We start from the raw sequence: 19018 nt of genomic DNA, 5'->3' as shown, positions 1-19018 counted from the left end.
TTTTTTATTTGAAAAAGAAATGACACAAGTCTTAACCTGTGGCGCCACCGGATGACTGGGGTGGTGGAAGTTGAAACCAATCCTAAAAAATGGATGTGATATCATGAAGACATGGATACAAAAAGCGGTGGTTGGGTTAATATTGATTGCTGTGGTGGCTGTGTTGCCTGCAAATGCTATGGGCGCAGATAAAAAAAGCGTTGGCATGTTTCCCCTGAAGGTGCTGTCCGAACAAGATAGCGGACAGCTTGGTTCCCGCATTGAATCAATGATTTCAGAAAATATCGTGGTTGAGGGTGCCCTTGTAACATCCATGGAATCCCATGAAGATATAACCATGGTTGACGATTCAACCCTTCAGACCATGGGGCTTCGTCAGGGGGTGGATTATCTGCTGTGGGGAACGGTGTTTATAGCCGGCCAGAAGATCAGCATGGACGTGAAGGTTAAAGATGTTATTGCCGGCACCGCCCCGGTGTCTTTTTTTTCCGAGGCCCAAGGGCTGGAAAATCTCTTTTCCGCCGTGAATTTGTTGAGTACCCAAATATCAGGTGAGGTTTTTAACCGAAAGCTCATTGAAAAAATAAGTGTCAAAGGCAATATCCGTATTGAGGCAGATGCCATCATAAAAATGGTGCACACCGCCGTCGGGGATATTTACAGCCCGGAGCGTCTTAATACGGATCTTAAGGCCATTTACGGCATGGGCTATTTTGATGATGTCCGCATTGAACGTCAGGATTACGATAACGGCCTTGAAATTATTTATTCTGTTGTTGAAAAACCAAGTGTCCGAAAGGTGAGGTTTCAGGGCAACCGCATATATGAAGAACAGGAGCTGTTTGATGTGATATCCACCAGCACGGGTTCTATCTTGAATATTTACAAATTGAATGCCGATGTGGCAGCCATTCAGACCCTGTACACGGATAAAAATTATCACAACTGTGATATCAGCTATGAGATGAAAGGCCTTGAAAATAATCAGACAGATATTGTTTTCACAATTAAAGAGGGCAAAAAGCTGCGCATTGAAACCCTTGTGCTGGAGGGAAATACCTTTTTTGACAGGAAAAAACTTCTCAAACAGATGAAAACCAGTGAGCAAGGCTTCTGGTCCTGGATTACCTCATCTGGAGATCTGGATCGCAATGAACTGGCCCAGGATGTATATCGTCTTGAGGCCTTTTATAAAAACAACGGATTCATTGATGCCAGGGTGTCTGATCCGGAGGTTGAATTTCATGAAAAGGGTATTTCCGTGAAATTTAAAATCCAGGAAGGAGACCAGTTCCACATTGGCGACATTGCCTTTAAAGGTGATCTCATTGACTCGGAATCGGCTTTGCTTGCGGCTCTGACCTTTAAAACAGGGGATCTTTATTCCAGGGACCTTCTCAGAAGTAACATGTTGTCCCTCACCGACCGCTATGCTGATAAGGGGTTTGCCAATGCCGATGTGGCCCCGTCGGTGGCAAGGGATGTTGAAAAAAAGAAGGTTAACATTTTGTTTAGCATCCAGAAGGGTAAGCCCGTCTATTTTGAACGGATTCTTATTACCGGAAATACCAAAACCCGGGACAAGGTTATCCGCAGACAGATCACCGCCCAAGAGCAGGAACTTTATTCCCTGTCCAAGATTCAAAGAACCACTGCCAACCTGAGGCGCATTGATTATTTTGAAAATGTGGAAGTCAAGCCCACCCGGGGAAGTAGCGAAGACAAAATGGATCTAAATGTGAACATCACGGAAAAAGCCACCGGGGCCTTCAGTTTTGGCGGTGGATACAGCAGTGAGGACAATCTGTTCGGGATGATCTCCGTGTCCGAGCGAAATTTTCTGGGCAAGGGACAGATTGCTTCATTGAAGGCGGAGGTATCCGGTTCCTCCACCAAATATACCTTCAGTTTCACAGAGCCCTGGCTGTTTGATATTCCTCTGTCCGCCGGTATTGATCTCTACAACTGGGATAAAGAGTACGATTATTATGACAAGGACAGCCTGGGGGGAGCCTTGCGCTTCGGGTATAAAATTTTTGACTACACCTCGCTGGGATTTAAATACGGATATGAGGATTTCACCATTGAAAATGTGGAAGAAGATTACACTGATGTGGATGCTGGCAACTACGTAACCAGCAGTATCACCACGTCTCTTCGCTATGATTCCAGAAACAGCGCCTTTAATCCCACCCGGGGATCCGAGCACAGCGCTTCGGTGGAGTATGCCGGGGACTGGCTGGGTGGCGAGATTGATTTTACAAAATACATTGTGGAAACCGGCTGGTATTATCCTCTGTTCTGGAAGTTTACAGGCTTTCTTCATGGACGGGCCGGATTTCTGGATGACCGTTCCAGTGATGACATTGAAATTGACTATGAGCGGTTTTATCTGGGAGGCATCAATTCCGTCCGGGGATATGACTGGCAGGATATTAACGCCACTCCCGAAGGACAGACAGAAGAGCGGGGTGGTGAAAAATTTGTCCAGTTCAATGCCGAAGTCAGTTTCCCCATCATTGAAGAAATGAAGCTTGTGGGTGTGGTGTTTTATGATGCCGGGGATGCCTATGAAAAGAGCGAGAATATCGTGTGGGATGATCTTTATACCAGTTTTGGTGGGGGGATCCGCTGGTATTCTCCCATGGGGCCCATCCGCATTGAATACGGCAGTATTTTAAATGGCAAGGAGTACAGCGGGGGAAGATGGGAATTTTCCATGGGTGGCACTTTTTAAAAGAGGTTGTGCTGTATTCCAGTGCGGGATGTGCAACCCTGATTTTTAGATTTGACTATTTAATAGAATAAACTGTGGAGGACGTTATGAAAAAGACAGGTATGGCAATGTTGCTGACAGTGGTTTTTCTTCTGTGTACCGTGGGAGTTACCTTGGCCGCCGGAGGATTCAAGCTCGGAGTGGTTAATTTTCAGAAGGTGCTTTCCAGTTCAAGTCAAGGAAAGATGGCAAGCGCGGAGATGAATCAGAAGGGCAAGGAAATGGAGGAAACCGTAAAAAAACAGGAAGAGGAGCTCATGGAGCTGCAAAAAACCCTGGAGCGGGAAGCACTGGTCATGGGCAAAGAGAAAAGTGAACAAAAACAGCGGGAATTCCGCATCAAGGCCAATGATTACAAGACCATGAAGGCTGGTTATCTTAAAGAGTTCAAGCAGATGCAGGCCCGGTATTTTAATAAAATCAAAACCGAGGTGCTGGCCCTGGCACAAACCCTTGGGAAAAAGGAAGGATTTGATCTTGTCCTGGAAATCAATGAAGGGGGCGTAATGTACTATAAAGATACCATTGACATCACCGACCAGCTGATAGAAGCCTATAACAAAACGGCGGCAGCGGCAAACTGATGGTGTTATCAGTTGCGGACATCGCACAAAAATTTAATGCAGTTGTTGTAGGGGATGCCAGCCGGAAAATCCATGGGGTGGCTCCCTTTGATCAGGCAGGCCCCAAGGACTTAACCTTTGCCGTGGATGCCGGGTGCCTGAAACAGCTTAAAACCTCCGGTGCCGGTGCAGTTATGGTTCCTGAAAGCCTTTCTCTGCCCGTATTGGAAGATGCCGGTGGCACCTTTCTTGTGTGTGAACACCCTAAATTGTTTTTTTTCAAGGTGCTGTCCTGGTTTCATCCGGAAAAAAGACCCTCTCCCGGCTGTTCCTCCCTGGCCGTGACGGGCATGGATTTTACCTGTGGACAGGATAATATCGTTTCCCCCCATGTGTTCATCGGGGACCATGTCACCCTGGGCCATCGGGTATGGATCATGCCGGGGGTTTTCATTGGGGATCATGTGGTAATTGGTGATGACACCGTTATTAAACCCAATGTAACCATCATGGAGCGAACCCGTATTGGTTCCGGAGTCCTTGTGCATTCCGGTACCGTCATCGGAAGTGATGGGTTCGGATTCACCCCCAGTGGCGATGCCCATGAAAAAATTGTCCATGCCGGGTTTGTTCAGATTGACGACCATGTGGAAATCGGTGCCTGTAATACCATTGACAGGGGCACCATGGGGCGCACCTGGCTTGGCTCCGGCGTGAAAACAGATAACCAGGTGCACATTGCTCACAATGTCACCATCGGTCCCAACACCCTGATGGTGGCCCAGGCGGGCATTGCCGGCAGTACCACCATTGGAGCCAATGTCATAATTGCTGGTAAAGCCGGTATTTCCGGGCATCTTAAGGTCGGTGACGGTGCCATTGTGGGACCGGGTGCCGGTGTGACTAAAGATGTGCCCCCCGGGGAGGTTGTCTCCGGGGTTCCGGACATGCCCCATAAACTGTGGTTAAAGGTGGGACGCATCCTGCCGCGACTGCCTGAAATGAGAAAACTGCTGCTCTCCCTGGAGCGAAAGATAAAAGTCATTGAGAACAGCATTGAAACGGAGTTATCCCATGATTCATCCCACGGCCATCATTGATGCCGAAGCAGAAATCGGTCCCAATGTGACCATTGGTCCCTATGCCATTGTCAAGGGTAATGTCACCATTGGTGCAGGCACTGAAATTGGCCCATACACCACCATTGACGAGTATGTCAGTGTAGGGCCAAATTGTCGTATTTTTCAATATGCCTCCATCGGGGCAGCCCCCCAGGATCTTAAATATCATGGAGAAAAGACCTATCTTAAAATAGGCAGAGGTACCATTATAAGAGAGTTCGTCACCATCAACCGGGGCACGGCCTTTGGCGGAGGCTACACCGAGGTGGGTGAAGAAAATTATCTCATGGCCTATACCCACATTGCCCATGACTGCAAAACAGGAAAGCAGGTGATTCTGGCCAACAATGCAACCCTGGCCGGGCACATTGAACTTGGGGATAACGTCACCGTGGGGGGGCTTGTGGCCATTCATCAGTTTGTCAAAATTGGTGAGCATGCCTATATTGGGGGGAAATCCGCGGTGGTAAAGGATATCCCCCCCTATGTGATAGCCGCTGGGGACCGGGCAAGCCTCCATGGCCTGAACAATGTGGGCCTCAAGCGCAAGGATTTTTCTAAATCGACCCTGCTCAGCCTTAAAAAGGCCTATCGAATTGTATTTCGCATTGGTCTTACGGTGAAACAGGCTTCGGAGCGGGTCCGGGCCGAGGTGGAACAGATTCCGGAAGTGGTTAATTTTATTCAGTTCATTGAACGTTCCAGCCGAGGCGTTACCCGATAAATGGAATCCATTGGTCTCATTGCAGGGGGAGGGCAGTTTCCTTTGCTGTTTGCCCGTAAGGCCAGGCAGAGTGGAATAAACGTCCACGCTGCAGCCTATGTCAATGAAGCCTGTGCCAAGCTTGCAGATGAGGTGGTTTCCATTCAATGGCTGCACCTCGGGCAGGTGACAAAACTTCTTAAATATTTTCGAAAACAGGGGGTGACCCGGGCCGTGATGCTGGGTACCATTAAAAAGACACGGATATTCACCGATATCCGGCCCGACTTCAAGGCCCTTGCCTTTATTGCAGCCATGGGACATACCCATGATGACGGTATACTGAGTACATTTGCAGATCTTCTGGAAAAAGAAGGGATTACCATTTGTCCCTCTACCTTTCTGTTGCCGGATCTGCTTTCCCCCAAAGGTTGCTGGACCCGGAAAAAACCGAGCCGGGCAGCCAGAAAAGACATTGTTACCGGTTGGCGAATGGCAAGGGGCATCGGGCAGATGGACATAGGTCAGTGTGTGGTGGTGTCCAATGGCACCGTTCTGGCCGTGGAGGCAGCAGATGGCACTGATGCCACCATAAGGAGGGGGGGCAGTTTAAGCTCCGGGGGGGCAGTGCTTGTAAAACTTGCCAAGCCCCATCAGGATCTTCGCTTTGATCTGCCGGCATCGGGGGTGGAAACCATCCGGGCCATGGCGGAATCCGGCGTGGACGTACTGGTGCTGGAGGCACAGAAAAGTCTTTCCTTTGACCGCACCGAGATGATTCGTCTGGCCGATGAAAAGGGAATTTCCATTGTGGCCATGGACGAAATAGATGGGATATCATGAGGAAAATCCAGGGCAGTTTACCGCCTTGTTACCGGGAAATTTTTCCCAAAAAATATTAATTGTATTTCAGGCCACATGAAAAATGCCAGAAAAATAATGATCATTGCCGGAGAACCCTCGGGGGACCTGCACGGGGCCAATGTGGTCGGGGCCTTGAAAAAAAAACATCCGGATATTCGTATTTCCGGCATCGGCGGGGATGCCATGGCCCGGGCAGGGATGGATCTGCGATTTCACATCCGTGATCTTTCAGTCATGGGGGTCACCGAGGTGCTTTTAAAGATGCGAAGTATTGCCGGGGTGTTTCGTGGCATGGAGCGTCATTTGGAACAATGGGCACCGGATTTGCTTATCCTCATTGATTATCCCGGCTTTAATCTTAAAATGGCTGGTGTAGCAAAGGCCATGGGGATTATGGTCCTTTATTATATATCTCCCAAGGTATGGGCCTGGAAGCAGTCCCGGCTGAAAAAAATAAAAAAAAATGTGGATCATGTGGCCCTGATTTTTCCCTTTGAGGTTCCCCTATACCGGAGGTGGAAAATTCCCCATACCTTTGTGGGGCACCCCCTTTTGGACTGCCGTGATTATGCGGTCTCCAATGTGCCCGGTGCCAAGGACGGGGACTTTGTCATTGGTCTTTTACCGGGTTCCAGAAACAGCGAGATTGACATGCTACTGGAGCCACTTTTAAAGGCCTCATTGAAGATAATCCACCGAAATCCCCGGGTCCGATTTCTTCTTTCCCGGGCAGATGCTGTGGATAAAAAGCATTTTGATCTGATTTTGACGCGCCACAGTGCTCACCATCATTTACAGGTAATCCCGGGAGATGTCACCCAGGTACTGACCCAGGCAGATCTCATCATCGCTGCATCGGGAACTGTAACACTGGAGGCGGCGCTTTTCGCAGTTCCCACCATTATTGTCTATAAAATGTCCCGGATCAGCTACGCCCTTGCCCGTCTGTTTGTTCGGATTCGTCATGCGGGGCTTGCCAATATAATTGCAGGCAAGGAAATCATGCCTGAACTGCTCCAGGACAATACCAGCCCGGAGAAAATAAGTGATATGGCACTTCATCTGCTGGAGGGGAACCTGCTGTTGTCCATGCACAGGCAACTTCAAATGATTCCCATTCTGTTGGGAGGCAAAGGGGCTTCCCGGCGGGTGGCAGCCCTTGCCTTTGAGTTGATGGAACCCACATAAGGACCCGGATTGTTCATTCAAATCTCTTGACAGGGTCACCGATAATTGTCATAAATAAAAACATCATTTTTTGTTTCAAGCATCCTTGAATTTCGCTTAAATAAGGTCTGTGATATCGCGGGTCTGCTATATCATTCGCTCAATTGCTGGACTTAAATGTTGGCGAACGAGGACTGGCTTTTTGATGGAAGGCTGAGGCTTTTAGCAGGCTTTATGTCTTTTTATATGAAACTTAATCTAAGAGGTTGGCATAATAAGCGTTTTATTTTTCGTTGTGGGTGGTGCTCACAGCCATGTGGGTTTATGGAAAATTGCTTATTCCTAAAAAGCCCAATGAAACACGTCAGCCTCCCTCACGAACTAATCCAAACCGAAAGTTAAGTTGCTCGTGAGTTATAACTTCTTATTTTTTATACTGCCTTTGCTGCTTTGAACTTATATTTAATACAGCCTGTATGGGGTTGATTGGAGAACTTATAGCTGTTGAATATATATTATTGGCGTAATTTAAAACCGGGTTTGGTCATAACTTGGCTTGCTCGTCATCGTTGACGGGCCGACGGGGTCAGGCTTGTGTTATTGTGGCTTTGACAACTATCTGTGTTTTAAGGTAGATTTCAACAAAAGCGTCAATATTGCAAGTCTGAATCCACACTTATGTAGCCCATGTTGTGACCAAGCCTTTAAAACCCATAGGGAGGAACCATCCATGAAATGTTTGAAAACCGGTTTGACCGTCATGCTCGCCCTTGCCCTTTTATCATCCACTGCGGTTCTGGCAGGGACCCTTGATGATGTAAAGGCAAAGGGATATATCCAGGCAGGGGTTAATGGAGATCTGTTCGGATTCGGCAAGCCCGATGAAAAAGGCGAATGGAAGGGATTGGATGTGGATACGGCAAGGGCCGTTGCCGCCGCTGTATTCGGCGATGCCACCAAGGTGAAATTTACCCCACTCACAGCCAAGACAAGGTTTACTGCCCTTCAGTCCGGCGAAATTGATGTACTTACCCGTAACTGTACCCAGACCCTTAGCAGGGATACAGCCCTGGGGCTTGATTTCTGCCAGGTCAATTTCTATGATGGCCAAGGCTTTCTTATTCATAAAAAACTGGGAGTAAAGAGTGCCAAAGAACTTGATGGTGCCTCTGTGTGTGTCCTTCCTGGAACTACCACTGAACAGAATGTGGCGGATTTTTTTCGTGCCAACGGCATGAAGATGAATCCTGTGGTTATTGAAAACACAGCAGAACTTGCCAAGGCTTTTTTTGCCGGCAGATGTGACTGCCTCACCTCTGATGCCTCCCAGCTTGCAGGCACCCGGGCTGTTGCTCCCAATCCCGGTGATTACATGATCCTGCCAGAAGTCATTTCCAAAGAACCCCTTGCCCCTGCTGTTCGCCATGGTGACAACCAGTGGAAGGATATTGTCAATTACTCCGTACTAGCCATGATCAACGCAGAAGAGCTTGGTATTACATCCAAGAATGTGGATGAAAGCCTGAAGAGTACCGATCCCAAAGTGAAACGTTTCCTGGGCGTGTCCCCGGGTAATGGAAAATCCCTGGGTCTGGACGAAAAATTTGCCTATAATATCATAAAGCAAGTGGGAAATTACGGCGAAGTATTTGAAAGAAATGTGGGAACAGATACCCCACTGATGATTGAACGAGGCCTCAATGCCCTGTGGACCAATGGGGGGTTGATGTATTCTCCTCCGTTTAAATAAATGGGATTCAATGGGGTCAGGTATTCACACCTGATCCCATGCCCGGAATACAGATCGATATGGAGGTATTCCCATTTTCCAGGTTTCAGGCTTAATCAACTATGGTGCCAAGCCTGCGTTATTGGCATTATCCGTGGGTGCGGCTTTTGTACAGGCTGTGGCTCATAACGCGAATAACTAAGGCCTGATACCCAGGTTGCTCCTGAAATAAGCTCATGGAATTGTATGATATATATGCCGGGGATATGGAATACGCCTGGTCGCTATTTTTCCAGACATTGTTTTTTACAAAAGGTCACTATGGACAACGTTTCTTCTGAAAAAACATCCTTTTTTCGTGATCCCGAAAAGCTGGCTCTTTTATATCAGTTTGTGGTCATGGCGGGGGTGGCTCTGCTGGCATTTTATCTTGTCAGTAACACCTTGGCCAATCTTGAGAGGCAATCAATTGCCACCGGTTTTGCCTTTTTTGACAAGGAAGCCTCCTTTGAGATCGGCGAATCCCTGATCTCATATTCTGCAGCGGACTCCTATGCCAAGGCTCTTCTTGTGGGGGTGTTAAACACCCTTATTGTGTCTTTTTTCGGTATTGTGCTCACCGTGATACTGGGTACGATTCTGGGAGTGGCCCGTCTTTCGTCCAATTGGCTGGTTTCCCGGTTGTCTGCCATTTATATTGAAGTGTTCCAAGATATACCGGTGCTGTTGCAGCTTTTTTTCTGGTACGCTTTTTTCTATGAAATCCTGCCATCCCCCCGCCAGGCCTTCAATCCTTTTTCCGGTTTTTTCCTGTGTAATCGTGGCATGATTTTTGGTATTCCCCAGTGGCATCCTGCCCTTGGCTATATGGCCGCAGCATTTGTCATGGCGGGTATTATTGTTTTTTTCCTTAAAAGATGGGCCACAAAGAGACAGGAAGCCACGGGGCAAATTTTTCCTGTGTTCAAGGTTTCCATTCTTGTGCTTCTGGGGTTGCCGGCTTTTGTCTGGTTTCTTGGCGGGACCCCCATGGAAATGAATATTCCCCGGCTTTCTGGGTTTAACTTCAAGGGCGGGGTCAGCGTCAGTCCGGAATTCAGTGCCCTGTTACTGGGGCTTGTGCTTTACACGGCGGCCTTTGTGGCCGAGGTGGTCCGGGCCGGTATTCAGTCCGTGAGCAAGGGGCAGACCGAAGCGGCTTTGTCCATTGGGCTCAAGCCCGGCCAGGTCCTTAATCTGGTGATTCTTCCCCAGTCCCTGCGGGTGATTATCCCGCCCTTGACAAGCCAGATGCTTAATCTTACCAAAAACAGTTCCCTGGCCGTGGCCATCGGGTATCCTGATTTTGTTTCCGTGGCCGGTACTACCATTAATCAGACGGGGCAGGCCATTGAAGGGGTTGCCATGATCATGGTGGTGTACCTCATTTTCAGTTTATCCACCTCCGCGTTCATGAACTGGTATAATAAGAAAATCAAACTTGTGGAAAGATAAAGAAATCATGGAATCCAAATCTCAGCAACCGGACATTCCCATGGTGAGACCCCCTGCCACCAGTGTGGGCGTCATCGGATGGGTTCGAAGCAATCTTTTCAACGGCCCCTTTAATTCTTTGCTGACCCTTGTGGTACTTTACCTGCTGTGGATCAGTGTTCCTCCCTTTGTGAGGTGGGCCTTTTTAGACAGCGTATGGATGACGGCAAGCGAGGGCTGTCGCAACATTGACGGTGCCTGCTGGTCGGTGATTCCCGCCAACCTGCGATTTATTATCTTCGGTTTTTATCCCCATGATCTTCAGTGGCGGCCCCTTCTGGCCATGGTGATTCTGGTGGTTTTGCTTTTTTACAGCCAGGATCGCAGGCGTTGGAAGAAATCATTGATGTATCTGTGGATCTGTGGCCTTGTCATCATGGGGTTACTGATGAAAGGCGGGGTGCCGGGGCTTAAATCCGTGGAAAGTTCCCAATGGGGCGGATTGCCCTTAACCCTTCTGTTGTCGGTGTTTGGTCTTGCTTTAGCCTATCCCGTGGGCATTGTACTGGCCCTGGGACGGCAGTCCAGAATGCCGGTGATCAAATCCCTTTGCGTGGTTTATATTGAGCTGATCCGCGGGGTGCCTCTGATCAGCCTTTTGTTCATGTCTTCGGTGGTGTTTCCCCTGTTTTTACCCGAAGGGGTGAGCATCAACGCCATTTTTCGTGCCCAGGTGGCCATTATCATGTTCACCGCTGCCTACATTGCCGAGGTGGTGCGCGGCGGACTCCAGGGGATGAACAAGGGGCAGTACGAAGCCGCCGATGCCCTGGGACTTAATTATTTTCAGACCATGCGTCTGATTATTTTGCCCCAGGCCCTGAAAATTGTTATTCCACCTTCTGTGAGTATTCTTATTTCGGCCTTCAAGGATACCTCCCTTGTGGTGATCATTGCATTGTATGATCTTTTGAAAACCACCCAGTCCACCCTGTCTGACCCAAAGTGGATGGGGTTTTCTGCCGAAGCCTATATTTTTGTGGCCCTGATTTATTTTGTCTGCTGTTTTTTTATGTCCAATTACAGCCGCAGGCTGGAGCAGGAGCTCAACCGAGAGTTGTAACTGCATACAGCTCACATGGCACAACATCCTGTCACAGCGAAGAATGAAAATGGCAAGATACCGTCTTCGAAGGGACCATTGAACCGACCCCGAACCGTCGCTGGGCAAGGCCAGAACAAACCAGGAACTGGCTCTGGAAAATAATAACCATAGACATTTGGATAAAACCCATGAACGATACCCAGACAAAAACGCCTGAAATTGATCAAAATTCCGATATCATACAGATTACCGATATGCACAAGTGGTATGGGGATTTTCATGTCCTTAAAAATATTTCGCTCCGGGTAAAAAAACAGGAGCGTATTGTCATCTGCGGCCCCTCTGGCTCCGGAAAATCCACATTGATCCGGTGCATCAACCGCCTGGAAGAGCATCAGAAGGGTAAAATTGTGGTGGACGGCATTGAGCTGACCAATGATCTGAAAAATATTGAAAAAATCCGGGCGGAAGTGGGGATGGTTTTCCAGCATTTTAATCTTTTTCCCCATTTGACCATTCTGGATAATTTGACCCTGGGTCCCATCTGGGTGAGAAAGACCCCCAAAAAAGAAGCCGAAGATATAGCCATGTATTATCTTGAAAAGGTGCGCATTGCTGAGCAGGCAAAAAAATATCCAGGCCAGCTTTCCGGGGGGCAGCAGCAGCGGGTGGCCATTGCCAGAAGCCTTTGCATGAAGCCCAATGTCATGCTATTTGATGAACCCACCTCTGCCCTTGATCCAGAGATGGTTAAAGAGGTGCTGGATGTCATGATCAGTCTTGCCAATGACGGCATGACCATGATTGTGGTGAGTCATGAAATGGGTTTTGCCCGAAGTGTGGCCCATCGAGTCCTGTTCATGGATTATGGTGAAATTGTAGAAGGTAATACGCCCCAGGCCTTTTTTGATAATCCACAGCATGATCGAACTAAACTTTTTTTAAGTCAGATACTTGATTAAATGGCATATTGCTTTATTCTTAAGTGATTAATTTCGTGTTATGACGGGAAGAACGTATCCGTTGATATTGCACAATGCAAAGCTTAACAGGCCCAGCATCCCGGTGGATGGTAAGCGCGGCGTCATACCTTAAAAGTTTGATGCTTCTGGTAAAAAACGATTATAAATCAGGATGGTATGACCAGCCAGTTGACACTTTTGTTGATGTGCATCATTTTTTCAGCTTTTTTTTCATCCGCCGAAACGGCCCTGTTTTCCATAAGTAAAATCCGTGCACTTCATCTTGCCAAAGAGGGCAAGCGGGTTGATGAAATTATTTACAGGATGAAACAGGATTCCCACAAGCTTTTATCCACCATTCTCATTGGTAATAATCTTGTAAATATCGGCGCGTCTTCCCTGGCTACAGCCCTTGCCATGGATACTTTTCAATCCAATGCAGTTGGTATATCCACAGGAATCATGACCTTGATTATCCTTGTGGTGGGAGAAATTTTTCCCAAATCCTTTGCGGCCCGGAACAATATTTTTGTGTCAAGGGCGGTTATTATTCCCTTGTTCTGGATGTCAAAGGCCTTTTATCCCCTGATTTTGGTTCTAAATTTTATCCCCAAACTGCTTCGAAGTGTTGATGGGGCCCCTGCCGTCACCGAAGATGAATTGATGACCATGGTGGAAGTGGTGGAAGAAGAAGGGGAGATAAAAGAGGAAGAAAAGGAATTTATTTCCAATATATTTGAATTTGATGACACCAGTGCATCGGAGATCATGACACCCAGGGCAGACATGTACGTCATTGATATTAATGATCCCCTGGACATTAAAACCATTTTAAAATCCGGATTTACCCGTATTCCTGTAATGGATGGGCACATAGATAACATCATTGGTGTGTTGAACGTTAAGGATCTTTTTGCAAGTTATCATGATACCTGTGAAAATCCCATGGGAACCCTGGATATCCATGAGATCATCCGGGATGCCTATTTCATTCCGGCATCAAAAAAACTTGACTCCCTTTTGCATGTTTTCAAGCGCATCAAGATTCACATTGGCATTGTGGTGGATGAGCATGGCGGTGTTTCGGGTATTGTAACCATGGAAGATGTGCTGGAGGAAATTGTGGGGGAGATTAGTGATGAAACCGATCGTGTGGACCCCCACATTGTTACTTTAAACGGTCAGAAGTGGATTGTTCTTGGTAAAACTGAAATAGATGAGATCAATAAGGCTCTGGAACTGTCCATCCCTGAATCCAGCGACTACGACACCTTTTCAGGATTTATTCTGGATAAACTTGGCCGAATTCCCAAGGTGGGTGAAAGTATTAAAATCGGGAAATACACCGCCACCGTAAAAGAACGGGAAGGCAATCGTATCCGCAAGTTTGTTTTTAAGGCCCTGTAAAAAAACTGGCTCTGTCCCATTGGTCCCCCAGTTGTGAGGGACGCTTGATGCTGAAACAAATCCACGGCGATGGGATCAGGCCCCCAAAAAATAACTTGACAGAGAAAAGCCCAGCATATAAATATCATAACCCATGATGACTCACTTTTTTGCAGGTCGGTATTTTTTTTATTTCTGGTTTTATTTTAAAACCGGTCTGCAGGCGGTGCGCTTAAAAGAAAATTGAGTTAGATAAAAATAGCAAGAATGAGCCGCAGCAGACCTTAAACAGATGGTCTCTGCGGCTTTTTTTATGGAAAAGGGTTCAGGGACAAAGGTTTCCTGCAGCCCTTTTTTATTCTGGAAAGGAGTGGTCCCATGGAAGACAAAAAACAAGAGATTGAACGGCAACTGGCTGAGTTGAGAGCCCGCATTGATGTCATTGATGCTGACATCCTGGGCCTGATAAACCAGCGCCTGGGCATTGGAAAGGAAATTGGCAGGATCAAGGATCAGCAGGGGGCCGGGGTGCTGGACCAGGGACGGGAAAAGCGTCTTCTGCAACGTCTGGCCAGGATCAATGACGGCCCTGCCACCGAAGATCTGGTGCGCTATCTGTTCAATGTGATCATGACGGCCACCCGGGAAATCCAGAAGTCCAATCGGATCTCTTTTCTGGGACCCGTGGGTAGTTATACCCACATTGCGGCTCTGAATCTGTTCAGCCATTCGGGTAAATTCATTGAGCAGGGCAGTATACGGGCTATCTTTCTGGAAATTGAGAAGAAAAACAGTCATTACGGGGTGGTGCCGGTGGAGAACTCCATTGAGGGAGCCGTAAATCACACCCTGGATCTTTTTTCCGAGTTCGATGTGTATATCACGGCAGAGCACTATGAACGGATCTCCCATGATCTATTATCCCTTTCCGGGGAGATGTCTGCCATCAAGACCATCTATTCCCACCCCCAGGCCCTGGCCCAGTGTCGGGGATGGCTTCGAAAAAAAATGCCGGATATTGAAACCGTGGAAGTGAGCAGTACCTCCCGGGCTGCCGCACTGGTGGCGGAAAATCCCCTGGCAGCAGCCATTTCCAGCAGAAGGGCCGCCCATATTTACGGCCTGAAAGTGGTGGCATCCCGCATTGAAGACCATGTCAGCAATATTACGAGGTTTTTGTCCATCGGGCGAGAGAAAAAAGCACCCACGGGCAAAGATAAAACCTCCATCATGTTTGCCACCTCCCATGTGCCCGGGGCCCTTTTCATGGCCTTGGAGCCGGTGAAACTGGCCGGGCTGAACATGGTGAAATTGGAATCCCGTCCCACCCGGCACCAGAACTGGAGTTATTACTTTTTCATGGACGTTGAAGGTCATATTCAGGAGAAAAGGGTGGCGGACACCCTGTCCCGGATGAAACCCCATTGTCTGTACTTAAAGGAACTGGGTTCTTATCCGGCAGGAAAGCCTGCTGTGGAGGATATTCAGCGATGATCGCCAATACCGTCACCGATCTTTATGCCGTGTTCGGTAATCCCGTGTCCCATTCCATGGGACCGCTTATGCACAATACCTGGTTTGCCCATTGCAAGGTCAACGCAGTTTACATGGCTTTTGCCTTAGGGGATATCCGCCAGGGAATGGATGCCATGAGAGCCTTGAATATCAAGGGGGCTTCGGTGACCATTCCTTTTAAAGAAAAGATCCTTGAATGCCTTGACGGGGTGGATGACATGGCAGCAGAGATCGGGGCGGTGAACACCGTTATAAATCGCAACGGCCAGCTCTGGGGATACAACACCGATTGTGCCGGTGCCGTGGACCCTTTAAAACAGGTATGCCCCCTCGGAAACAAAAATGTTTACATATTGGGTGCAGGTGGGGCTGCCCGGGCCGTGGCCTTTGGCATTGCCCGGGAAAAGGGGCGTGTCTTTATTGTGAACCGCAATAGAGACCGGGGGCAACGCCTTTGTGATCATGTAAAGGGCACCTTTGTGCCCTGGGAAAATTTTACGGGAGTAGATGCCGATATTATTATTAATACCACCCCCTGTGGCATGGTGCCGGATATCCATTCAAGCCCGGTAAAAACCAATGTCCTCCATGACGGCATGGTGGTGATGGACATTGTGTATAATCCCCTTGACACCCGTCTGCTTTCCGACGCAAGGGCTGCGGGCTGCACCACCATTGACGGTTTTTCCATGTTCATACATCAGGGGGCCCATCAGTTTCGTCTGTTCACCGGACAGGAACCTCCCCTGAATTTAATGAAAAACACCCTAATAAAAGCGATGAAACTCCAATGAAATCCATAAAGAAAAGAGAAATATCCCCTGGAACCGTGACCATTCCGGGCTCAAAAAGTATTTCCCACCGCATGTTGATCTGTGCGGCCCTGGCCCATGGCACCTCCATTGTTAAAAATGTACTGGAAAGTGAAGATCTGGCCCATACCCGGTGCGCCCTTTCTGACATGGGGGCAGCCATGACGGTGGGCGATGACGGTACCATAACGGTGCAGGGGGTGAAGGGCAGGCCAACCCCCCATGGGCCTGACATCTATCTGGGGAATTCAGGCACCTCCATGCGCCTTCTGGCCGGTGTGGCGGCCTTGGGCAGCACTCCCTATGTGCTCACCGGAGATCAACGTATGCAGGAACGTCCCATGGGGGATCTGCTGACTGCATTGCAGATGATAGGTGTGAAGGCCAGCTCCCGGAAAGGAGATGGCACCCCTCCGGTGTGCATCCAGGGCGGCATCAGAAAAGGAGGGGGGGTGACCCTGGATTGTTCCCAGAGCAGTCAGTATCTGTCATCGCTTTTAATGATGGGTGCGATGCTTGATCAAGGCCTTTTAATCACCCTTCCGGCCCCGGCCGTATCTGCTCCTTACATTGATCTGACCATGGATATCATGGCAAAATTTAATGTGAAGGCAAAGCGGGTGGATGATACCCACTATGAGGTTCCCGGAAACCAAACCTATATTCCCGGAAATTTTTCAGTGGAGCCGGACCTTTCCAATGCCAGTTATTTCTGGGCCATGGGGGCGGTGTCCGGTCAACAGATCAAGGTGGCCCACATCAATCAATCCTCCCTCCAGGGGGATATCCGGCTTTTGGATATTTTTAAACAAATGGGGTGTACTGTCTTCTGCGAGGCCGACGGCATCACCGTTTCTGGTAAAGATCTTTCGGCGGTGACGGTGGATATGTCCGACATTCCCGATGTGGTGCCCACACTTGCGGTTGTGGCCTGTTTTGCCCGTGGGACCACAAAAATCAATAATATTGCCCATCTGCGTCAGAAGGAATGTGATCGCATTTCTGCGGTGGTCTCTCAGTTGAAAAAACTGGGGGTGGACGCCCGTCAGGGGGACGACTGGTTGTCTGTGACCGGGAATACCACCATGGAAGGGACCATCATTGAAACCTTTAATGATCATCGCATTGCCATGGCCTTTTCCATCATCGGTTTGATGGTGGAAGGAATTACCATTGAAAACCAGGGCTGTGTTGCCAAGTCTTTTCCCGGCTTCTGGGATATTCTTGATCAGTTATAAAATAAGGAGGGGAACATGGCAGGAAGCAGTTTTGGAAAAGTATTTCAGGTGTCCACCTGGGGGGAATCCCACGGGCCGGGCCTGGGGGTGGTGGTGCAGGGGTGTCCACCGGGCATTGCCTTAAATGAGGCAATTCTCCAGAAGGCCCTGGATAAGAGAAAGCCGGGGCAGGGAAGCACAAGTACCAAGCGAAAAGAGCCGGATCTTGCCGAGATTCTTTCCGGTACATTTGAGGGGGTTACCACCGGAACTCCCATCAGCATTATGATTCGAAACCAGGATGCCAGATCTCGGGATTACCAGAAAAATGCGGCGGCCTTTCGCCCGGGGCATGGGGATATCACCTACCAGGCAAAGTACGGCATTCGGGACTGGCGGGGAGGGGGAAGGGCCTCAGCCAGGGAGACAGCTGCCAGGGTAGCAGCCGGTGCCGTGGCCCAGGCGTTCCTGGATACCCATGGGATAAAAATTGACACCACCACCCTGGCCCTGGGCGGCATCTGCATTGAAAAAATGGACATGGATCCTGTGGCCAATCGCCTGCAATGCCCGGACAGTGCGGCCTTTGAAAAAATGGAAGCCAGGATTGGAGAAATAAAAAAACAGGGAGATTCCCTGGGGGGGGTGGTTGAAGTCATTGCCCGCCAGGTTCCCCCCGGGCTGGGGGACCCGGTATTTGACAAACTGGATGCCGATATTGCCAAGGCCTTGATGAGCATTGGTGCGGTAAAGGCCGTGGAGATCGGGGCTGGATGCCGTGCCGCCGCCATGACGGGCTATGAGAACAATGATCCCATTACGTTGGAAGGGTTTGAGTCCAACAACAGTGGCGGCATTCTTGCTGGCATCTCCAATGGAGAGGATATCGTGGCAAGGGTTCATGTAAAACCCATTCCATCCATTGGCAAATCCCAGCACACCGTGGATGAACAGGGAAACGAAGTCAGTCTTTCCACCACCGGCAGGCATGATATCTCTGCTATTCCCAGAATTAACCCGGTGTGCCGGGCCATGCTGGCCCTGGTGCTTGCCGATCATTTGCTGCGCCAGAAATGCGTGAGATAAAAATAATAAGGCATATAAATTTTTCCCGGTTAGTGGTGGAATCAAGTCGCCTGTTCTTCACACTCCTTAGCAGGCCAAACGGGCCGGCGCCGATCTAAAGCGCAGGAACTGCGGGCAAGTTTGTCCTCAAACAGCCTGTGCTTCTTAACGCTCGGCAGGGCAAATGGGCTGATCGCCTTTGCCTCCGAATGGGCCGGTCCCATGGCCCGCCGGGGGCTCTGGTCTCGCATTTTTATATAACGGGCATGTCCTGGCGGACACAACGAATAATGGGTCGTAGACGCGGAGCCAAATGGCATTATACCGCCCCCCCCCCCCCCCCCGACGGGCAATGGGCCCGGACCGGAACTGTAGACAGCTCAATTGTCCGGTTCCTATTGCCCATCAGGGGGGGCGGCTCTGTTGAGGAAAACTTGAAGGCTAGCTTTTCATAATAAAAGACAATATGAAAATAAGCTCTGATTTCAATAGGATGTAAAAAAAAGTTTTTTTATGTTAAAAAAGTGTTTGACACGGGTTTGGATTTCATGTAGATATTG

At 49.0% G+C, this 19018-nt stretch carries 15 protein-coding genes; all 15 read left to right on the top strand.

The genetic code is table 11. The features are described 5' to 3' along the window. The first annotated feature begins 103 nt into the window (after window positions 1-103). The 15 genes from bamA (at window position 104) to aroC (ending at window position 18479) form a co-directional block, all read left to right on the top strand. Complete coding sequence (bamA, locus tag ACYQ2M_RS08080) at window positions 104-2737, top strand: outer membrane protein assembly factor BamA (RefSeq protein WP_459915824.1); 2634 nt, start codon at window positions 104-106, stop codon at window positions 2735-2737. A gap of 86 nt (window positions 2738-2823) precedes the next feature. Further along, window positions 2824-3360: an OmpH/Skp family outer membrane protein gene (locus ACYQ2M_RS08075; protein WP_459915823.1), complete on the top strand. Its 537-nt coding sequence runs from the start codon at window positions 2824-2826 to the stop codon at window positions 3358-3360. Then, complete coding sequence (lpxD, locus tag ACYQ2M_RS08070) at window positions 3360-4439, top strand: UDP-3-O-(3-hydroxymyristoyl)glucosamine N-acyltransferase (RefSeq protein ID WP_459915822.1); 1080 nt, start codon at window positions 3360-3362, stop codon at window positions 4437-4439. Before ACYQ2M_RS08075 ends, lpxD begins: the two co-directional genes overlap by 1 nt. Then, the gene (lpxA, locus tag ACYQ2M_RS08065) at window positions 4414-5184 is read left to right on the top strand and encodes an acyl-ACP--UDP-N-acetylglucosamine O-acyltransferase (protein WP_459915821.1); all 771 of its coding nucleotides are present in this window, start codon (window positions 4414-4416) and stop codon (window positions 5182-5184) included. The genes lpxD and lpxA overlap by 26 nt, the downstream gene beginning before the upstream one ends. Beyond that, window positions 5185-6006 (top strand): LpxI family protein, encoded by an 822-nt coding sequence (locus ACYQ2M_RS08060; protein WP_459915820.1) that lies wholly within the window; start codon window positions 5185-5187, stop codon window positions 6004-6006. It abuts the gene before it with no gap. 75 nt (window positions 6007-6081) lie between these two features. Further along, the gene (lpxB, locus tag ACYQ2M_RS08055; RefSeq protein ID WP_459915819.1) at window positions 6082-7215 is read left to right on the top strand and encodes a lipid-A-disaccharide synthase; all 1134 of its coding nucleotides are present in this window, start codon (window positions 6082-6084) and stop codon (window positions 7213-7215) included. Between the two features lie 709 nt (window positions 7216-7924). Further along, complete coding sequence (locus ACYQ2M_RS08050) at window positions 7925-8944, top strand: amino acid ABC transporter substrate-binding protein (RefSeq protein ID WP_459915818.1); 1020 nt, start codon at window positions 7925-7927, stop codon at window positions 8942-8944. Window positions 8945-9244: 300 nt separating this feature from the next. Continuing rightward, window positions 9245-10417, top strand: coding sequence for an amino acid ABC transporter permease (locus tag ACYQ2M_RS08045; RefSeq protein WP_459915817.1), 1173 nt, complete (start codon window positions 9245-9247; stop codon window positions 10415-10417). Between the two features lie 7 nt (window positions 10418-10424). After that, on the top strand, window positions 10425-11519 hold the full coding sequence (locus ACYQ2M_RS08040) for an amino acid ABC transporter permease (RefSeq protein ID WP_459915816.1): 1095 nt from the start codon (window positions 10425-10427) through the stop codon (window positions 11517-11519). 170 nt (window positions 11520-11689) lie between these two features. Further along, on the top strand, window positions 11690-12463 hold the full coding sequence (locus tag ACYQ2M_RS08035; protein WP_459915815.1) for an amino acid ABC transporter ATP-binding protein: 774 nt from the start codon (window positions 11690-11692) through the stop codon (window positions 12461-12463). A 177-nt stretch (window positions 12464-12640) separates the two neighbouring features. After that, a complete protein-coding gene (locus ACYQ2M_RS08030) occupies window positions 12641-13870 on the top strand; it encodes a hemolysin family protein (RefSeq protein ID WP_459915814.1) in 1230 nt (409 codons plus the stop codon). Window positions 13871-14227: 357 nt separating this feature from the next. Further along, window positions 14228-15343 carry a prephenate dehydratase gene (pheA, locus tag ACYQ2M_RS08025; RefSeq protein ID WP_459915813.1) on the top strand — a complete coding sequence of 372 codons (1116 nt, stop codon included), beginning with the start codon at window positions 14228-14230 and terminating at the stop codon, window positions 15341-15343. Next, window positions 15340-16158, top strand: coding sequence for a shikimate dehydrogenase (gene aroE / locus ACYQ2M_RS08020; protein WP_459915812.1), 819 nt, complete (start codon window positions 15340-15342; stop codon window positions 16156-16158). The genes pheA and aroE overlap by 4 nt, the downstream gene beginning before the upstream one ends. After that, on the top strand, window positions 16155-17414 hold the full coding sequence (gene aroA / locus ACYQ2M_RS08015; protein WP_459915811.1) for a 3-phosphoshikimate 1-carboxyvinyltransferase: 1260 nt from the start codon (window positions 16155-16157) through the stop codon (window positions 17412-17414). Before aroE ends, aroA begins: the two co-directional genes overlap by 4 nt. Window positions 17415-17429: 15 nt before the next feature. Next, window positions 17430-18479 (top strand): chorismate synthase, encoded by a 1050-nt coding sequence (gene aroC / locus ACYQ2M_RS08010; RefSeq protein ID WP_459915810.1) that lies wholly within the window; start codon window positions 17430-17432, stop codon window positions 18477-18479. The last annotated feature ends 539 nt before the right edge of the window (window positions 18480-19018 follow it).

It is taken from the genome of Desulfocicer niacini (assembly GCF_054657595.1).
Note: the sequence above shows the minus strand (reverse complement) of the source record. Positions and strands in the feature narration are given on the sequence as shown.